General features: G+C 62.0%; 14 protein-coding genes and 8 tRNA genes. 4 read left to right on the forward strand and 18 right to left on the reverse strand.

Translation table 11 applies throughout. From position 1 onward, the window contains the following. Positions 1 to 6 precede the first annotated feature (6 nt). From ISG32_RS18905 to ISG32_RS18920, 4 genes are all read right to left on the reverse strand, one after another. The gene (locus ISG32_RS18905; protein WP_194772591.1) at positions 7 to 990 is read right to left on the reverse strand and encodes a 2-hydroxyacid dehydrogenase; all 984 of its coding nucleotides are present in this window, start codon (positions 988 to 990) and stop codon (positions 7 to 9) included. 83 nt (positions 991 to 1,073) lie between these two features. Then, positions 1,074 to 2,492 carry a sodium:proton antiporter gene (locus tag ISG32_RS18910; protein ID WP_194772592.1) on the reverse strand — a complete coding sequence of 473 codons (1,419 nt, stop codon included), beginning with the start codon at positions 2,490 to 2,492 and terminating at the stop codon, positions 1,074 to 1,076. Positions 2,493 to 2,577: 85 nt separating this feature from the next. Then, a complete protein-coding gene (pncB, locus tag ISG32_RS18915; protein WP_194772593.1) occupies positions 2,578 to 3,801 on the reverse strand; it encodes a nicotinate phosphoribosyltransferase in 1,224 nt (407 codons plus the stop codon). A gap of 220 nt (positions 3,802 to 4,021) precedes the next feature. Beyond that, positions 4,022 to 4,507, reverse strand: a complete 486-nt coding sequence (locus ISG32_RS18920; RefSeq protein ID WP_194772847.1) for an acyl-CoA thioesterase — start codon at positions 4,505 to 4,507, stop codon at positions 4,022 to 4,024. A 243-nt stretch (positions 4,508 to 4,750) separates the two neighbouring features. Between ISG32_RS18920 and ISG32_RS18925 the strand changes: the two genes are divergently transcribed. After that, a complete protein-coding gene (locus ISG32_RS18925) occupies positions 4,751 to 5,317 on the forward strand; it encodes a phasin family protein (protein WP_194772594.1) in 567 nt (188 codons plus the stop codon). A 497-nt stretch (positions 5,318 to 5,814) separates the two neighbouring features. Next, positions 5,815 to 6,573: a 3-hydroxyacyl-CoA dehydrogenase gene (locus ISG32_RS18930; protein ID WP_194772595.1), complete on the forward strand. Its 759-nt coding sequence runs from the start codon at positions 5,815 to 5,817 to the stop codon at positions 6,571 to 6,573. Positions 6,574 to 6,841: 268 nt separating this feature from the next. Here ISG32_RS18930 and ISG32_RS18935 read toward each other — a convergent pair. The 14 genes from ISG32_RS18935 to folC all read right to left on the reverse strand — a co-directional run bounded on the left by ISG32_RS18935 (position 6,842) and on the right by folC (position 15,015). Next, positions 6,842 to 6,918 (reverse strand) — tRNA-Asp (locus ISG32_RS18935). 47 nt (positions 6,919 to 6,965) lie between these two features. Further along, positions 6,966 to 7,041 (reverse strand) — tRNA-Glu (locus tag ISG32_RS18940). 30 nt (positions 7,042 to 7,071) lie between these two features. Beyond that, positions 7,072 to 7,147 (reverse strand) — tRNA-Ala (locus ISG32_RS18945). Positions 7,148 to 7,250: 103 nt separating this feature from the next. Next, positions 7,251 to 7,327, reverse strand: a tRNA-Asp gene (locus tag ISG32_RS18950). Between the two features lie 47 nt (positions 7,328 to 7,374). Beyond that, positions 7,375 to 7,450 (reverse strand) — tRNA-Glu (locus tag ISG32_RS18955). 26 nt (positions 7,451 to 7,476) lie between these two features. Beyond that, a tRNA-Asp gene (locus ISG32_RS18960) sits at positions 7,477 to 7,553 on the reverse strand. Between the two features lie 48 nt (positions 7,554 to 7,601). After that, positions 7,602 to 7,677, reverse strand: a tRNA-Glu gene (locus ISG32_RS18965). Positions 7,678 to 7,692: 15 nt separating this feature from the next. After that, a tRNA-Ala gene (locus ISG32_RS18970) sits at positions 7,693 to 7,768 on the reverse strand. 75 nt (positions 7,769 to 7,843) lie between these two features. Then, entirely contained in the window at positions 7,844 to 9,250 is a 1,407-nt protein-coding gene (gene gltX / locus ISG32_RS18975) for a glutamate--tRNA ligase (RefSeq protein ID WP_194772596.1), read from the reverse strand. Beyond that, entirely contained in the window at positions 9,247 to 10,461 is a 1,215-nt protein-coding gene (locus ISG32_RS18980; protein ID WP_194772597.1) for an O-succinylhomoserine sulfhydrylase, read from the reverse strand. The genes gltX and ISG32_RS18980 overlap by 4 nt, the downstream gene beginning before the upstream one ends. 145 nt (positions 10,462 to 10,606) lie before the next feature. Continuing rightward, complete coding sequence (purF, locus tag ISG32_RS18985; protein WP_194772598.1) at positions 10,607 to 12,088, reverse strand: amidophosphoribosyltransferase; 1,482 nt, start codon at positions 12,086 to 12,088, stop codon at positions 10,607 to 10,609. A 97-nt stretch (positions 12,089 to 12,185) separates the two neighbouring features. Continuing rightward, a complete protein-coding gene (locus ISG32_RS18990; protein WP_194772599.1) occupies positions 12,186 to 12,674 on the reverse strand; it encodes a CvpA family protein in 489 nt (162 codons plus the stop codon). Positions 12,675 to 12,701: 27 nt separating this feature from the next. Then, the gene (locus tag ISG32_RS18995; RefSeq protein WP_194772600.1) at positions 12,702 to 13,667 is read right to left on the reverse strand and encodes an SPOR domain-containing protein; all 966 of its coding nucleotides are present in this window, start codon (positions 13,665 to 13,667) and stop codon (positions 12,702 to 12,704) included. 22 nt (positions 13,668 to 13,689) lie between these two features. Further along, on the reverse strand, positions 13,690 to 15,015 hold the full coding sequence (gene folC / locus ISG32_RS19000) for a bifunctional tetrahydrofolate synthase/dihydrofolate synthase (protein WP_194772601.1): 1,326 nt from the start codon (positions 15,013 to 15,015) through the stop codon (positions 13,690 to 13,692). 47 nt (positions 15,016 to 15,062) lie between these two features. Here folC and ISG32_RS19005 point away from each other — a divergent pair, with 47 nt between their 5' ends. Then, complete coding sequence (locus tag ISG32_RS19005; protein ID WP_194772602.1) at positions 15,063 to 15,437, forward strand: arsenate reductase; 375 nt, start codon at positions 15,063 to 15,065, stop codon at positions 15,435 to 15,437. A 142-nt stretch (positions 15,438 to 15,579) separates the two neighbouring features. Beyond that, entirely contained in the window at positions 15,580 to 16,413 is an 834-nt protein-coding gene (locus ISG32_RS27915) for a glycine zipper 2TM domain-containing protein (RefSeq protein ID WP_407645077.1), read from the forward strand. Positions 16,414 to 16,520 lie beyond the last annotated feature (107 nt).

The following is a 16,520-nucleotide window of genomic DNA, read 5'->3' on the forward strand; positions in this document are numbered from 1 at the left end:
AAAAGCTCAACGGGCCAGCGGCTGGTTGACCGGAGTGATCGGCGCCTGGCCTTGCAGGTAGGCGATGAGATTGTCCGCCGCGAGATGGCTCATCTTCAGGCGCGTCTTCACGGTGGCGCTCGCGATGTGCGGAGTGAGCACCACGTTCGGCACCTGCAGCAGACCCGGATAGACCGACGGCTCGCCCTCGAACACGTCAAGGCCCGCACCCGCGATGCGGCGCTCGATCAGCGCCTCGGCCAGCGCCTTGTCGTCCACGATGCCGCCGCGCGCGATGTTGATGAGCGTGGCCGTGGGCTGCATCCGCGCGATCTCGGCGGCACCGATGGCATGGTGCGAATCGGGCGTGTAGGGCAGCACCAGCACAAGGTGATCCGCCTTGGCGAGCAGTTCCTCCTTGCTCACATAGCTGGCCTTGCACTCGGCCTCGAGTTCGGGCGTGAGACGCGAACGGTTGTGGTAGATCACGTTCATGCCGAAGCCATGCGCGCCGCGCCTGGCGATGCCTTGCCCGATGCGGCCCATGCCCAGAATGCCGAGCGTGCTGCCATGCACCTCTGCCCCGGCGAACATGTCGTAGCTCCAGCGCGTCCACTTGCCCGCGCGCAGATAGTGCTCGCTCTCGGTCACGCGACGCGCGGTCGCCATCAGCAGCGCAAAGCCGAAGTCAGCCGTGGTTTCGGTCAACACGTCGGGCGTGTTGGTGCCGAGCACGCCCGCCGCCGTCATCGCGGCGACGTCGAAGTTGTTGTAGCCGACCGTCATGTTGGAGACGATCTTCAGCTTCGGACAGGCCGCCAGCAGCGCCGCGTTGATCGGCTGCGTGCCGGTAGTGAGCGCGCCGTCCTTGTCCTTGAGCCGCTCGGTGAGTTCCGCATCGCTCCAGAGCACGTCGTCCTGATTCGACTCGACGTCGAAATGCTGCGACAGGCGCTCGATCACTTCCGGGAAGATCTTGCGCACAACCAGAATGCGTGGCTTGCTGCTCATGGGATGGGTCTCCTTGTCTATCTATCTGTCTTTGAATGTCTGGAAAACGGACGCTGCCCGCAGATCATCGAATCCCCGGTGCGTCAACGGAACCAGATGAAGGTCATGATGACGAACAGCGGAATCAACACGCAGCCCGACCAGGCCATGTAGCCGAAGAAGCTCGGCATCTTCACGCCACGGTCTTCGGCGATGGCCTTGACCATCATGTTCGGCGCATTGCCGATGTAGGTGTTCGCGCCCATGAACACCGCCCCCGCCGAGATGGCCGCGAGCGTGGGCGCCAGCGTGGTCATCAGCACGGCCGGATCGCCACCCGCCGTATTGAAGAACACCAGATAGGTGGGCGCGTTGTCGAGGAACGAACTCAGGGCGCCCGCCGCCCAGAAATACATCGCGGGATCGGGCGAACCATCCGGCCTCGTGACCGCCGAGACGATGGCGCCGAACGGACCGTTCACGCCCGCCTTGAGCATCGCGATCACGGGAATGATGGTGAGGAAGATGCCCGCGAACAGCTTGGCGACCTCCTGCATCGGACCCCATCCGAACTGGTTCTTTTCATGCACCGGCTTGGGCGTGATCAGCAGCGAGGCGATGGCCACGAAAACAAGGCCGACGTCGCGCACCAGTCCCGGCAGGCCCACCTGCGCGCCCGCAATCACCCACTCCACATCGGACTTCCACATGCCGCTCATCAGCACCAGAGCGACCACGGCCAGCAGCAGGGCGAAGTTGCCCTTGCCCTCGAAGCCTATGCCCTGCGGAGCGGTGGTGTCGGGCGTGGGATCTTCACGGCGCACCTCGCCGCTGCGGCGGAAGAACCAGGCATCAAGAAAGTAGAACGCCACCAGCAGCACGCCGATGAGGAACAGCGTCTCGGTGAAGATGTGCTGCACGGTCCAGAAGAAGCTCACGCCCTTCAGAAAGCCGAGGAACAGCGGCGGATCGCCAAGCGGCGTGAGCGAGCCACCCGCATTCGAGACGATGAAAATGAAGAACACCACCACATGCGCGATGTGCTTGCGGTTGTCGTTGGCCCGGATCAGCGGGCGGATCAGCAGCATAGACGCACCTGTCGTCCCCATGAAGCTCGCGAGCACCGCGCCGATGGCGAGAATCGCCGTATTGAGACCCGGGGAGCCATGCAGATTGCCGCGTATGTAGATGCCCCCGGCGACGGTGTACAGCGCCGTCAGCAGAATCACGAACGGAATGTATTCGGCCACCAGCGCATGCACGAAGCTCACGCCCGCAACCGACGGCCCGAACGTGATCGCGAACGGCACCAGAAACGCCAGCGCCCACGCGGCCGTCACCTTGCCGAAATGGTGGTGCCAGAAGCTTGGAAACATCAGCGGCATCAGCGCGATCGACAGCAGAATGCCCGCGAACGGCACACCCCACAACACCGACAGCACGCTGCCATCGATCTCCGCGGCGTTCGCAACCGCAGGCAATACACCACAGGCCGCAATGGCCCACATACGAGATAGCTTCATGCGGATCTCCGAATCATTCTTGCTGCATCCATTGCGCCGCATGCGCACTCCGTTCGAAGCGGCACGCAAGCACACCCCTCATCGTTCATCCCTGCGAAGCAGGAATCTCGAACACCTGGCGCAGATAGGCCAGATACTTTTCGTCATTGCACATGTTCTTGCCAGGCGCATCGGACAGCTTGGCCACCGGCTGCCCATTGCAGCGCGTCATCTTGATCACGATCTGCAGCGGCACATGACCCGGCGGATCGCCCAGATCGTTGGTGAGGTTGGTGCCGATGCCAAAGGCGAGCTGACAACGCCCGCTGAAGCGGCGGTAGAGCTCGATGGTGCGCGGAACGGTCAGCGCATCGCTGAAGATCAGCACCTTGGTCAGCGGATCGACCCGGTTGGCCTTGTAATGCGCCAGCAGGCGTTCACCCCAGGCGAACGGATCACCGCTGTCGTGCCGCGCGCCGTCAAAGAGCTTGCAGAAATACAGATCGAAGTCGCGCAGGAAGGCGCTCATGCCGTACACATCGGAGAGCGCAATCCCCAGGTCGCCGCGATATTCCTTCGCCCAGCATTCGAAGCCAAACACCTGACTGTCCCGTAGACGCGGACCGAGCGCCTGGCAGGCCTGCAGATATTCATGCGCCATGGTGCCGAGCGGCTTGAGGCCTAGCTTCATCGCGAACAGCACGTTGCTCGTGCCCGCAAGCTGCCCCGGCGCGTAACGCGAACCGGGACGCCGCTCATCGCCACCGAGTCTCGCGCACAGCACCCGCAGCACCTCCTCGTGCCACGCGCGGCTGAAGCGACGGCGCGTGCCGTAGTCGGCGATCTTGAGCTCCTCAAGCCCCTCGCTTTGCAGCAGCCCGATCTTCTCGTCGAGCCGACGACGGCCCTCGACGAATTGCGGCACCTTCTGCGTGTTGCGGAAATAGACCTCGTTCACGATGGCCAGCACCGGAATCTCGAACAGTATCGTGTGCAGCCAGGGTCCGGTGATCGTGATGTCGATCTCGCCGCTCGGCAGCGCCGTCACCGTGATGTATTTTTCGTTGAGCCGGAAGATGCCCAGAAAATCGATGAAGTCGCTCTTGATGAAACGCAGCGACCGCAGATAGGCGAGTTCAGCATCCTGAAAATACAGGCTGCACAACGACCGGATCTCGTCCCGGATCTCCGACACGAACGGCGCCAGCTGCACGCCCGGATTGCGGCACTTGAACTTGTACTCGACCTGAGCGCCCGGAAAATGATGCAACACCACCTGCATCATCGTGAATTTATAGAGATCGGTATCGAGCAGGCTGGTGATGATCATGAGGCTTGAGAGTATCCGAGGCCTCCCCGGCCAAGCCCGGCAAAGCGCATCGTTGTCCGCCGTCGCGGGAGTGCGATTGCCATTGTGGCATCAACCGACGCTGCCTGCAGGCAAACCGCCCGCAAAGCCGCACCCCGCCAACGATTCAGCCCAAATTTCCTGAATCCCAAGGCCAGCGGACCAGAAAAGCGTCCGAAGCGCTGAGATCACAAACACGCTCTCACACCACCAGCGATTCAAGCACGCTGCGCAGCTTGTCCGGCAAAGGACAGGGTCGGCGCGTTGCGCGATCCACATAGACATGGACGAAGTGGCCCAGCGCGGCGGTCATGCCCTCGCCCTGCGCGAACAAGCCGATTTCATACCGCACGCTGGAAGTCCCGAGCCTGCTCACCCTGAGTCCCGCCTCAACGGTCTGCGGAAAAGCCAGAGACGCAAAATAATTACATTGAGTTTCGATTACCAGGCCAATCGTGGTGCCGTCATGAATATCGAGAGCACCCTGCTCAATCAGATAGCCATTTACCGCCGTATCAAACCAGCTGTAATAGACAACATTATTGACGTGCCCGTACAGATCGTTGTCCGCCCAGCGCGTGCCAATGGTGCGAAACACCCGAAACTGCGCGCGCTCCAAAGGCACGGGGCGCTCTGCAGGCAACGCGGAAACGGCGGGTTGGGAGATGGTGCTTTTTGTCTCTGTCATGGTCATTTCATATCCTGCGCTTATTTTGCCAAGGCCGACGCGTGCGCTGATGAATATGGTGTGCCATGTGCGACAGAAGCGATTTCTGGGGTAACGCCTCTAAAAATGCTGCAATGCAACAAAAGCACTTGCAATTTGAGCGCAACCCCCTAAAATTCGATCCATGCTGCACTGCAACATGACACATGTCTCAGGTCACGTCAGAGCAGATATCTCATCCAACCCCTTTACTGGAGAATGACCATGTCCCTGACCCCCGAACAAGTGATCGCCGCACAAAAAGCCAACGTTGAAACTTTCTTCGGCCTGACCAACAAGGCTTTCGAAGGCTTCGAAAAGCTGGTCGAGCTGAACGTGACCGCTTCCCGCGCTGCTCTGGCCGACGTTGCCACGCACACACAAGCCGTGCTGGCCGCCAAGGACCCACAAGAGCTGCTGGCTCTGCAAGCCGGTCTGCTGCAGCCTCTGGCTGAAAAGTCGGTTGCCTACAGCCGTCACCTGTATGACATCGCATCGGGCACTGGCACCGAGTTCACCAAGGCCGTGGAAACCCAAGCCGTCGAAGCGCAACGCAGCTTCAACACGCTGGTCGACACCGCTGCCAAGAACGCTCCTGCCGGCTCCGAAACTTCCGTCGCCGTGTTCAAGAGCGCCGTGAGCGCCGCCAACAACGCTTTTGAATCCGTTCAAAAGGCTGTGAAGCAAGCCAGCGACGTCGCTGAAGCCAACTTCAACGCAGTGGCCAACTCCGCCACCAACGCTGCCAAGACAGCTACGGCCACAGCTACCGCTGCTGCCCGCAAGCGTTAATCAATGACAACGGGAATTGCAATCCAAAGGGTTAACCCCTATAATTCCCGTATCGATTCAAAACGATTCGCGCAAAAGCGAAGCGATTCGAATTCACCAGTTGTCTCCTTGGATCCTCTTGAAACCCGGTTTCTAGGATCCCTTGATAGCCCAGTCCTTATCGACTGGGCTTTTTTTTGAGTATTCGAGCCCCCCTGAGGCGCTGCGCGCCTTCCCCCCGCTCTCGAAACGCGTTGCGTTTCGGGCAGGAGGACGCAGCCGTCGCTGCGGGGCGGCCCTTGCTCGGCTGCTCTTGCCTGGGCCGCGCCAGTTTCAAACTCCGCACTCAATAGATCCCGCAGAATCTGTTGCATTGAGCACCTTCTTCTATACCCCACTCGCCTCGGGTGGGTTCACTAAATTTCCCTCCATCGTCATCCTGCCGACACTAAGATGGCAATCGGATGCTTCATAATTGACGTTTACGTAAACGTCATCATCAACCTCTGGAGACAATCTTGGACATCAAAGGCAAAGTATTCATCGTGACCGGCGGCGCTTCGGGTCTGGGCGAAGGCACTGCGCGCATGCTGGCCAGCCGTGGCGCGCATGTGGTGGTTGCCGACATGCAGATCGACAAAGGCGAGGTGGTCGCCAAGGAAATCGGCGGCAGCTTCGTCAAGTGCGATGTGACCAGCGAGTCCGACGGCCAGGCCGTCGTCGCCAAGGCCGTGTCGGTCGGCAAACTCATGGGGCTGGTGAACTGCGCGGGCATTGCCCCGGCGGAAAAGACCGTTGGAAAGAACGGTGCGCACTCGCTGACGCTGTTCAGCAAGGTCGTGCAGGTCAATCTGATCGGCAGCTTCAACATGATCCGCCTGGCCGCCGAAGCCATGGCCAAGAACGAACCCGAATCCACCGGAGAGCGCGGCGTGATGATCTCGACCGCCAGCGTCGCCGCCTACGATGGACAGATCGGCCAGGCAGCCTACTCCGCCTCCAAGGGCGGAATCGTCGGCATGACCCTGCCCATCGCCCGCGACCTCGCCCGCAACGGCATCCGCAACATGACCATCGCCCCGGGCATCTTCGGCACCCCGATGCTTTTTGGCATGCCGCAAGAAGTGCAGGACGCCCTCGCCGCCGGCGTCCCCTTCCCCAGCCGCCTCGGCACCCCGACCGACTACGCCAAGCTGGCCTGCCACATCTTTGAAAACGACATGCTCAACGGCGAAGTGATTCGTCTGGATGGCGCGATCCGACTTGCACCGAAGTAAACCGAGCAGAAAACAAAACACAAAGGGCCTCACGGCCCTTTTTTCATAAAGAAGGTCTCAAACATCGGGCCAACGAAGCGAGCACGACGCCCGAACCACGACCTTAAGGGCAAAACAGCCTCTCAGGCAAGGCTTCGCAACGCTGCATGAGAGGCCGTATTGCCACCCCAAAACGCTCCACTGGCGAGGCCAAAGGCCTCGTAAAACAAACCAGTAAAAAACAAAACAAAAAAGCGATACAAGCCGAAACTTGTATCGCTTTTGATTTTGGCGGAGTGGACGGGACTCGAACCCGCGACCCCCGGCGTGACAGGCCGGTATTCTAACCAACTGAACTACCACTCCTGGCAGAAAGCGTTGTGGACTCTTGCGAGCTTCAAGTGCTTCAAACTTGGCGACCCTACGGGGATTCGAACCCCGGTACTCACCGTGAAAGGGTGATGTCCTAGGCCTCTAGACGATAGGGTCGTAACCTAAGAACTTCCGTTCAACAAAACTTGGTGGAGGTAAACGGGATCGAACCGATGACCTCTTGCATGCCATGCAAGCGCTCTCCCAGCTGAGCTATACCCCCAAGGGATCTGACACATGGTTGACAACATGGCATGCCATGCTCTCACCAAAACAAAACGGGTCTCCTTGCGGGACGACCCGTTACTGGTCAAATCCATGAAATCTGGCGGAGTGGACGGGACTCGAACCCGCGACCCCCGGCGTGACAGGCCGGTATTCTAACCAACTGAACTACCACTCCTGGCAGGAAGCGTTGTGCGCTCATTCGAGCTTTAAGTGCTTCAAACTTGGCGACCCTACGGGGATTCGAACCCCGGTACTCACCGTGAAAGGGTGATGTCCTAGGCCTCTAGACGATAGGGTCAAAACCTTGGAACTAACCGAAAAACTTGGCGGAGTGGACGGGACTCGAACCCGCGACCCCCGGCGTGACAGGCCGGTATTCTAACCAACTGAACTACCACTCCTGGCAGAAAGCGTTGTGACTTCAAACTGAAGTCCAAGTGCTTCAAACTTGGCGACCCTACGGGGATTCGAACCCCGGTACTCACCGTGAAAGGGTGATGTCCTAGGCCTCTAGACGATAGGGTCAAAACCTAGAATTCTTGGTGGAGGTAAACGGGATCGAACCGATGACCTCTTGCATGCCATGCAAGCGCTCTCCCAGCTGAGCTATACCCCCAATTTTCCCAACCGATGTCGTCGTTTAGTTGTGTAACCGTCGTCATCTGCTGAGCTTCGAATTATATACAGGTTTTCAGGCGCTTTTCAAATTCATCAAAACTTTTTCACGACCGAGAAGTTCGAGCACTGCATCGACCGACGGCGTGTGTGCCGTACCGAGTGTCAGCACGCGCACCGGCATCGCCAGCATCGGCATCTTGACGCCCTGATCCTTGAGCACCTGCTTGATGGCGGCGCTGATGGCCTCCTTGTTCCACTCCACCGTTTCCATGGCTGCGGCGAACGCGGCGATCAGCGGCTTGGCGGCGTCGGTCACATGCTTGGCGTAGTCCTCGGCGTTGCGTTCGATGCTCTCCATATAGAAGAGCTTCGCCCATTGGGCCATGTCGACCAGGGTTTCGCAGCGGTCCTTGAACAGACCGGCGATGCGCACGAGGCGATCATCCGCATCGATGAGGCTTTCCGCGACACCGGCCTTGACGACGAACGGCTTGACCATCGCGGCCAGCGCAGCATCGTCCATGGCCTTCAGGTGCTGGGCGTTCACCCAGCGCAGCTTGGCTTCATCGAACTGGCCCGCGCTGCGGCCGAGGTGGTCCAGGTTGAACCACTCCAGGAACTGCTGGCGCGAGAAGATCTCGTCATCGCCGTGGCTCCAGCCGAGACGCGCGAGATAGTTCACCATCGCATCGGGCAGATAGCCTTCGTCGCGGTATTGCGTGACGGCCTTGGCGCCGTTGCGCTTGCTCATCTTCTCGCCCTGCTCGTTGAGCACGGTCGGCAGATGGGCGAACACCGGCACGGTGGCGCCGAGCGCCTCGAAGATGTGGATCTGGCGGGGCGTGTTGTTCACATGGTCATCACCGCGGATCACGTGGGTGATGGTCATGTCCATGTCGTCCACGCAGACGCAGAAGTTGTAGGTCGGCGTTCCGTCGGGGCGCGCGATCACCAGATCGTCGAGCTCGGAGTTTTGGAACTCGATGTGGCCCTTGCACTTGTCGTCCCAGCCGACCACGCCGGTCAGCGGTGTCTTGAAACGCAGCACCGGCTTCACGCCTTCAGGAATCGGAGGCAGCACCTTGCCTGGCTCGGGGCGCCATGTGCCGTCATAACGCGGCTTTTCCTTGGCGGCCATCTGCTTTTCGCGCAGCGCGTCGAGCTCCTGCATGCTCATGTAGCAGGGATAGACATAGCCCTTTTCCTGCAGAACGGCCAGCACTTCCTTGTAGCGGTCCATGCGCTGCATCTGATAGAACGGCCCCTCGTCGTGATCGAGCTGCAGCCATTCCATGCCCTCCAGAATCACGTCGACCGATGCCTGCGTGGAACGCTCCACGTCGGTGTCTTCGATGCGCAGGATGAAGTCACCCTCGTTGGCGCGCGCGAAGGCCCATGGATACAGGGCCGAGCGGATGTTGCCCAGATGGATGAAGCCCGTGGGAGAAGGGGCGAATCGGGTGCGTACTTTGGTGTTCATTTCAGTGTGTCCAGTCCACGGGAGAGGTCGTTCTTGAGGTCGTCAAGATGCTCGAGTCCCACGGAAATGCGAATGAGGCCCTGCCCCACTCCGGCAGCCTGACGCTGCGCTTCGCTCAACCGGCCGTGCGATGTGCTGGCCGGATGCGTGATGGTGGTCTTCACGTCGCCGAGGTTGGCCGTGATGCTGCACACGCGCGTGCTGTCGACCACATGAAAGGCGTTGGCGCGCAGCTGCTCCGCGCCCTCGCCGATGACGTCGAACGCAATCACCGCGCCGCCCATGCCGTTCTGCTGGCGCATTGCCAGCTCGTGCTGGGGATGGCTCTTGAGACCGGGGTAATACACGCGCGCGACCTTGGGATGCGCCTCGAGCCAGGTGGCGAGTTCCAGCGCGGCTGCGCTCTCCGCCTTGACGCGGATGGCGAGGGTTTCAAGCCCCTTCATCACCACCCAGGCATTGAACGGCGCGAGATTCAGACCACCGCTGCGCAGGAACGTGCCCATGACCTTGTCGACCAGCGCCACGGTGCCACAGACGGCGCCCGCCATCACGCGGCCCTGACCGTCGAGGAACTTGGTGCCCGAATGCACGACGACGTCCGCGCCGAACTTGGCGGGCTGCTGCAGCACAGGCGATGCAAAACTGTTGTCCACCGCGAGCAGCGCGCCATGGGCGTGGGCGACTTCGGCCAGCGCGGCGATGTCGCACAGGTCGGTCAGCGGATTGGTCGGTGTCTCGGCAAACAGCAGCTTGGTGTTGGGACGCACGGCGTCCTTCCAGGCCTGCACGTCCGTCTGTGAAACGAACGTCGTCTCAACGCCGAAGCGCGCCATCTCGGTGCCGAGCAACTTGATCGTCGAGCCGAACATGGACTGCGAGCAGATCACGTGATCGCCCGCCTTCAACGCCGTCAGCGCCACCAGCAGAATGGCCGACATGCCGGTCGAGGTCGCCACGGCGCATTCCGTGCCTTCCATGGCCGCCAAGCGCTTCTCGAAGCTGGTGACCGAGGGATTGCTCGTGCGGCTGTAGGTGTAGCCGTCTTCCTCCGCCGCGAAACGGCGCGCCGCCGTGGCGCAATCCGGTTGCACGAAGCTGCTGGTCAAATACAGCGCTTCGCTGTGTTCACCCCACTGGCTGCGGTCGATTGCCTCGCGCACGGCGAGCGTATCCGGGTGCAGGCCTTGCGGCAATGTTCTGTCGGTCACGATAAATCCTTGCAAATATTTCTCAGGACCGCCAATGCACGTCATTGACGGCTGCGCGCCTTCGGAGAAAACATGCGCGCTTCAAATTCTGCGCGGGCGGCGGTCACGACGACGCCGCCCCGGAGGGCCGGATGTCGGCGGCTCCTCAAGCCAGTGTGGCGTCCTCGTCGTCTTCCACCTGTTCGTTGCGACCCGCGTTGATCGCGCTGATGTCCACGTCGGAGATGTCGCCGGTGACGTACTCGCCATCGAAGCAGGAGGCTTCAAAGCCCTGCACCGCCGGGTTGATCTTGCCCACGGCGACCTTCATGGCGTCCACGTCCTGATAGATCAGCGCGTCCGCACCGATCACCTGACGGATCTCCTCGACCGTGCGGTCGTGGGCGACCAGCTCGGTCTTGGTGGGCATGTCGATGCCGTAGACGTTCGGATAGCGCACCGGTGGCGCGGCCGAGGCGAGATAGACCTTCACCGCCCCCGCGTCACGCGCCATCTGCACGATCTCCTTGGACGTCGTGCCGCGCACGATGGAATCGTCGACCAGCAGCACCTTGCGGCCCTTGAACTCGCTGCCGATGGCGTTGAGCTTCTGGCGCACGGACTTCTTGCGCGTGGACTGGCCCGGCATGATGAAGGTGCGGCCCACGTAGCGGTTCTTCACGAAGCCTTCGCGGTAGGGAATGCCCAGCAGTTGGGCCAGCTGCATCGCGCTGGGTCGGCTCGATTCGGGGATCGGAATGATCGCGTCGATCTCGCTCGGCGGCACGGTGGAGACCACGCGCTTGGCCAGCGTCTCGCCCATGTTCAGGCGCGCCTGATAGACGGAGATTCCGTCCATCACCGAATCGGGGCGCGCGAGGTACACGTACTCGAACACACAGGGATGCAGCATCGGCGACTCGGCGCATTGCTCGGCCTCGACGCGGCCGTCGTCGTGCACGAACACGGCCTCGCCCGGAGCGACGTCGCGCTCGAGCTGATGCAGCGTGCCTTCCAGGGCCACGGATTCGCTGGCCAGCATGATGGTGCCGTCGGCGCTCTTGCCCATGCACAGCGGGCGAATGCCGTAGGGATCACGGAACGCGAGCAGACCGTAACCGGCGATCAGCGCGATCACCGCATACGAGCCCTTGAGGCGCTTGTGCACCGCGCGCACGGCCTTGAACACGTCTTCGCTCTTGAGCGGCGCACCGCTGCTCGCACGTGCCAGCTCATGGGCAAGCACATTGACCAGCACTTCGGAATCGCTCTCGGTGTTGGTGTGGCGGTGGTCGGTGCTGGCGAGCTCTTCGCGCAGTTGCTTGGCGTTGGTCAGATTGCCGTTGTGCACCATCACGATGCCGAACGGGGCGTTCACGTAGAACGGCTGCGCCTCTTCCTCGCTCGACGCATTGCCGGCGGTCGGATAGCGGCACTGACCCAGCCCCACCATGCCCGGCAGGCCGCGCATGTTGCGGGTGCGAAACACGTCGCGCACCATGCCCTTCGCCTTGTGCATGAAGAACTTGCGTCCATCCTGCGTGACGATGCCTGCAGCGTCCTGGCCGCGATGCTGCAACAACAGCAGGGCGTCATAGATCAGCTGATTGACAGGGGTCGCACTGACCACACCGACGATTCCACACATATTCGGTTTCCATTCTCTGGCGGGGGATATCCGCCGAACTCTCACAACAATTCAAAAAGAACTTGCGGGACCGCAATTGTCGCCGCTATTTCCGGTTTCAGACCGGAAGCCGCATCGCCATGTCGGCCGGCAATACGGGTTTTATGGCCGCAAGCGCCTGCTCCAAGATGGGGGCGGAATGCGAAATTTTCCACCACTCTGCCTCGTGCATCGGCGTGAACTGGGCCACCACGGTCACGACCAGCAGCACCAGCACGCCGCGCAGCAGCCCGAAAATTCCACCCAACGCGCGATCCGCAGGCCTGAGGCCCATGGCATCGATCAGTTTCTTCAGGAGCCAGGCGAGAAAACTGCAGGCAAAGATCGCCACCACGAAGACCAGCACGAACCCGGTGACCTGCTGGATCATCGGGTCATAGTCTTTCATCGGCAGGAGCGCCGCCGCGTCAGCCGCGAACCATTGCGCGAGAAAGAACGCGACGATCCAGCTTGCCAGCGACAGCAGCTCGAACACCAGCCCGCGCCAGGCCCCGATGACCAGCGACCCGAGCAGCACCACAATGCACAACCAATCCAGCGCAGCCATGCGCGACTCCCGATCAGTTCGTTGGCATCAAAGCGGAATCACGGAAGCTGGAAGACCCAGCCCCTTGACCTTGCCCGCCGCCTTGTCGGCATCGGCCCGGCCAGTGAACGGTCCCACGCGAACCCGCGTGCGCTTGCCATCCTTGGTGTCCACCGTCTGGGTGAACGCCTTCAGACCCGCACCCGCGAGCTTGCCGCGCACTTCCTGCGCCTTGTCGGCATCGGCGAACGCGCCGACCTGCACGATGAAGCGCCCCTCGGCCTTGGCCGCCGCAGCTGGACTGCTGGACAAGGATGAATCCTTGCCTTCCAGCAATGCACGGGCACGCGCCGCCTCATCGGGACGCTGCTTGGGCTCGGGTTTGGGCTCTGGCTTGGGTTCCGGTTTCGGTTCGGGCTTTGGCTCCGGCTTGTGTTCGGGCTTGACCTCACGCTTGGCCTCGGGCTTCGGCTCTGGCTTGACCTCGGGTTTGGGCTCCGGCTTGCGCTCGGGTTTGACCTCAGGCTTGGCTTCCGGTTTGGTTTCAGGCTTGGAGGCCTGACGCTCGGTGAACGCCGGTTGTGCCGCTGGCTTGGAAGCAGCAGGCGGTGGCGGAACCACTGCAGCCACCGAGGAAGCCGGCTTGCGCGCAGGCGACGTGACGACTTCCTCGCCGTCGGAGAGGCCCGAATCGGGCAGAGAGCCTGCGGGTCGCGCGGCCGTCGCGGTGGAGCCCGGCGTACCCGGCACCACCAGAGGCGCCACGGTATTGCGATCAGGCACGTCGACCGGAAGATTGACGGGAACAGGACGTGGTTTGGTATCGAACAGCAGCGTGAACGCGGCCACACCGGCAACCACCAGAACTGCGGCGCCGATCAGGCGATGGCGCGCACGGCGGCGCATGACCTCGACACTTTCCGCCTGCGCGGCAACGCGCGAACGGCGGGGAGCTTTGCTGCTGCCAGTGTCTTTTTCTTTCTGACCGGACCAGGGAAACTTGATGAATGCCATGTGGTATGGACGCGTTACGCAGTTACGTACCCAGATGCTTGGCTTGCAGACGAGGCGTGCCATGCTGCAGCACACCGCCCACTGTGTAGAACGAGCCAAAGACCACAATTCTATCAGCCGGGTCAGCGGCAGCTATTGCCGCCTGCAACGCGGCTTCTGGATTGGCGTGCAACGAAGTCTTCACTTCCCGCTTGCCACCGGCCACCATCTGCACGGCGTTCCACTTCTGCTGCAGGTGCGCGGCGGTGTCTGCGCGCGGCGTGGGCAGGTCAGTGAAATACCAGCGGTCGATCAGCGGGCCGATCTTGTTGAGCATCGGCGTCAGGTCCTTGTCCGCCATCGCTCCGAACACGGCGTGAGTGACGGGGAAATAACCCATCGCATCCAGATTGGCAGCGAGCGCCGCCACGGAGTGCGGGTTGTGCGCCACGTCCAGCACCATGGTGGGCTGACCGGGAATGATCTGGAAGCGGCCCGGCAGCTCGACCATCGCGAGGCCCGTGCGCACGGCCTGAGCGGTCACCGGCAGCTTGTCGCGGATGGCCTCGAAGGCCGCGAGCACGCCGGAGGCGTTGACCAGCTGGTTCGCGCCGCGCAGCGCCGGATACGACAGCCCCGCATAGCGGCGGCCACGTCCTGCCCAGGCCCATTGCTGCTTGTCGCCGGTGAAGTTGAAATCGACACCGAAGCGCCACAGATCGGCACCGATCTCGCGCGCATGATCGATCACGCTCTGCGGCGCCATCGGATCGCTCACCACGGCGGGCTTGCCGCCGCGCATGATGCCCGCCTTCTCGCGGCCGATGCTCTCGCGGTCGGTGCCGAGAAATTCCATATGGTCGAGATCGACGCTGGTGATGATCGCGCAGTCGGTGTCGATGATGTTGGTCGCGTCGAGACGACCACCCATGCCGACCTCGAGGATCGCCACGTCGAGCCTGGAGAGGCTCAGCAGGCGCAGGACCGCCAGCGTCGTGAATTCGAAATAGGTCAGCGCAATCTCGTTGCCGCCCTGCACCCGCGCCGACTCGACGGCCGCGAACTGCTCCACGAGCTGGGCAGCGGTGACGATCTCGCCATGCACGCGGCAACGCTCTTCGAAGTGCACCAGATGCGGCGAGGTGAACACGCCCGGCTTGAAGCCCGACTGCAGGGCCACGGCCTCGAGCATCGCGCAGGTGGAGCCTTTGCCGTTGGTGCCTGCGACGGTGATCACGGGGCAATCGAAATGCAGGTTCAGCCGCTTGGCCACTTCGCCCACGCGCTCAAGGCCCATTTCGATGTTGCGGGGATGCAGGCTTTCGCAATAGCTCAGCCAGCCTTCCAGAGTGTCAGGTAGATGGTGCATACAGCCCGCCATTGTCGCGCACCCCGGCATCGGCGATGATCACCACCATGAGTACCCCCACAATCATCATCTACGGAATCCCCAACTGCGACACGGTGAAAAAGGCCCGCACCTGGCTCACCGACCAAGGCGTGGACTACCAGTTCCACGACTTCAAGAAGCAAGGCGTGCCCGCCGACCGCCTGCCGGGCTGGCTGAAAGCCGTTGGCCGCGACAAGCTGCTCAACACCAAGGGCACGACCTGGCGCAAGCTCGACGCGGATGTGCAGGCCCGTGCGGCCGATGACGCTGGCGCCATCGAGGTCATGAAGGAGCACGCCTCGGTCATCAAGCGTCCCGTTGCAGAATGGGATGGCAAGGCCGGTGGCCGCGTGACCGTGGGATTTGACATCGACAAGTGGAGCGAGCTGCTCGGCGGCTGACTCCACCACCCAAAACCGTGTGCTGACAGCGGTTTACGTAGCTTTACGCAGTCGCACACAGTTTTTGACGCTCGGCGCCTAAACTTTTGCCTTGGCTGGCGCGTTATGCGATCAGTCATGCGAGCACAAGGAGTATCCGCTCATGAACAAGTTCGTCGCCCTCACCCTTCTCACGGCCTCGACGGCCGCTGCCCTGCCCGCCTTCGCTCAACAGGAGCAAGGCCGCGTGCTCTCGGCCACGCCGGTGATCCAGCAGGTGGCGATTCCGCAGCAGGTCTGCGGGAGCGACTATGTCTACACCCGTCGCCAGCCCACGGGCGGCGGTGCGTTGCTGGGCGCCATCGTCGGCGGTCTGGCGGGCAGCGCCATCGGCGGCGGCTCGGGCCGTGCGGCGGCCATCGCCATCGGATCCATGAGCGGCTCCATCGTCGGCAACCAGGTCGAGGCCGGCCCTCCCGGCTACTACCCGGTGCATCGCTGCGGCACGCAGACCTCCTACGAAAGCCGCACGATCGGCTACGACGTGACCTACGAATACGCAGGCCGCCGCTACACCACGCGCACCGACTACCAGCCCGGCGCATGGATCCCGCTCTCGGTGCAGCCCACCGGCCAAGGCTATGGCGGCCAGTATGGCCAATATGACCAGTACGGACGCCCCTACGAGCAGCCCTACAGCCAGTATCCGCAGCAATACCAGCAACAGCAGTATCAGCCGCAGTACCAACAGCCCCAGGTGCAGTATCAACCACCGCAGCAGCAACCTCAGGGCTACTACAGCGACAACCGCTACGACGAAGAAGGCAGCTACGGCTACGACAGCGGCTACCAAGGCAACCCCTACCCTGGCCAGAACGGCTACGGAGCACCTCAGGCTGGTGTCGTGGTCTCCAGCCCCACGGGCAGCTACACCGCGCCCGTCACGGACAACGCCATCGAGTACCGCAACTCGCGCGGAGAGGCCTATCGCCAGTGAAGCGCGACGCGCTCCCACACCCCCAAGGAGCCCTCGCGGCTCCTTTTTCCTTCGGTGCTCTTGCCGGTTCAATCCGGACAAAACCACTGTGCCTGCGCGGGAGCCTA

Origin of the sequence: Diaphorobacter caeni, assembly GCF_015354245.1 — a bacterium.
GTDB classification, from domain to species: Bacteria; Pseudomonadota; Gammaproteobacteria; order Burkholderiales; family Burkholderiaceae_C; genus Diaphorobacter_A; species Diaphorobacter_A caeni.

What these genes read in the sequence shown, in the direction of transcription:
- ISG32_RS18905 (WP_194772591.1), bottom strand. Translation starts at nt 990, where the DNA reads ATGAGCAGCAAGCCACGCATTCTGGTTGTGCGCAAGATCTTCCCGGAA.
- ISG32_RS18910 (WP_194772592.1), bottom strand. Translation starts at nt 2,492, where the DNA reads ATGAAGCTATCTCGTATGTGGGCCATTGCGGCCTGTGGTGTATTGCCT.
- pncB (WP_194772593.1), bottom strand. Translation starts at nt 3,801, where the DNA reads ATGATCATCACCAGCCTGCTCGATACCGATCTCTATAAATTCACGATG.
- ISG32_RS18920 (WP_194772847.1), bottom strand. Translation starts at nt 4,507, where the DNA reads ATGACAGAGACAAAAAGCACCATCTCCCAACCCGCCGTTTCCGCGTTG.
- ISG32_RS18925 (WP_194772594.1), top strand. Translation starts at nt 4,751, where the DNA reads ATGTCCCTGACCCCCGAACAAGTGATCGCCGCACAAAAAGCCAACGTT.
- gltX (WP_194772596.1), bottom strand. Translation starts at nt 9,250, where the DNA reads ATGAACACCAAAGTACGCACCCGATTCGCCCCTTCTCCCACGGGCTTC.
- purF (WP_194772598.1), bottom strand. Translation starts at nt 12,088, where the DNA reads ATGTGTGGAATCGTCGGTGTGGTCAGTGCGACCCCTGTCAATCAGCTG.
- ISG32_RS18990 (WP_194772599.1), bottom strand. Translation starts at nt 12,674, where the DNA reads ATGGCTGCGCTGGATTGGTTGTGCATTGTGGTGCTGCTCGGGTCGCTG.
- ISG32_RS18995 (WP_194772600.1), bottom strand. Translation starts at nt 13,667, where the DNA reads ATGGCATTCATCAAGTTTCCCTGGTCCGGTCAGAAAGAAAAAGACACT.
- folC (WP_194772601.1), bottom strand. Translation starts at nt 15,015, where the DNA reads ATGCACCATCTACCTGACACTCTGGAAGGCTGGCTGAGCTATTGCGAA.
- ISG32_RS19005 (WP_194772602.1), top strand. Translation starts at nt 15,063, where the DNA reads ATGAGTACCCCCACAATCATCATCTACGGAATCCCCAACTGCGACACG.
- ISG32_RS27915 (WP_407645077.1), top strand. Translation starts at nt 15,580, where the DNA reads ATGAACAAGTTCGTCGCCCTCACCCTTCTCACGGCCTCGACGGCCGCT.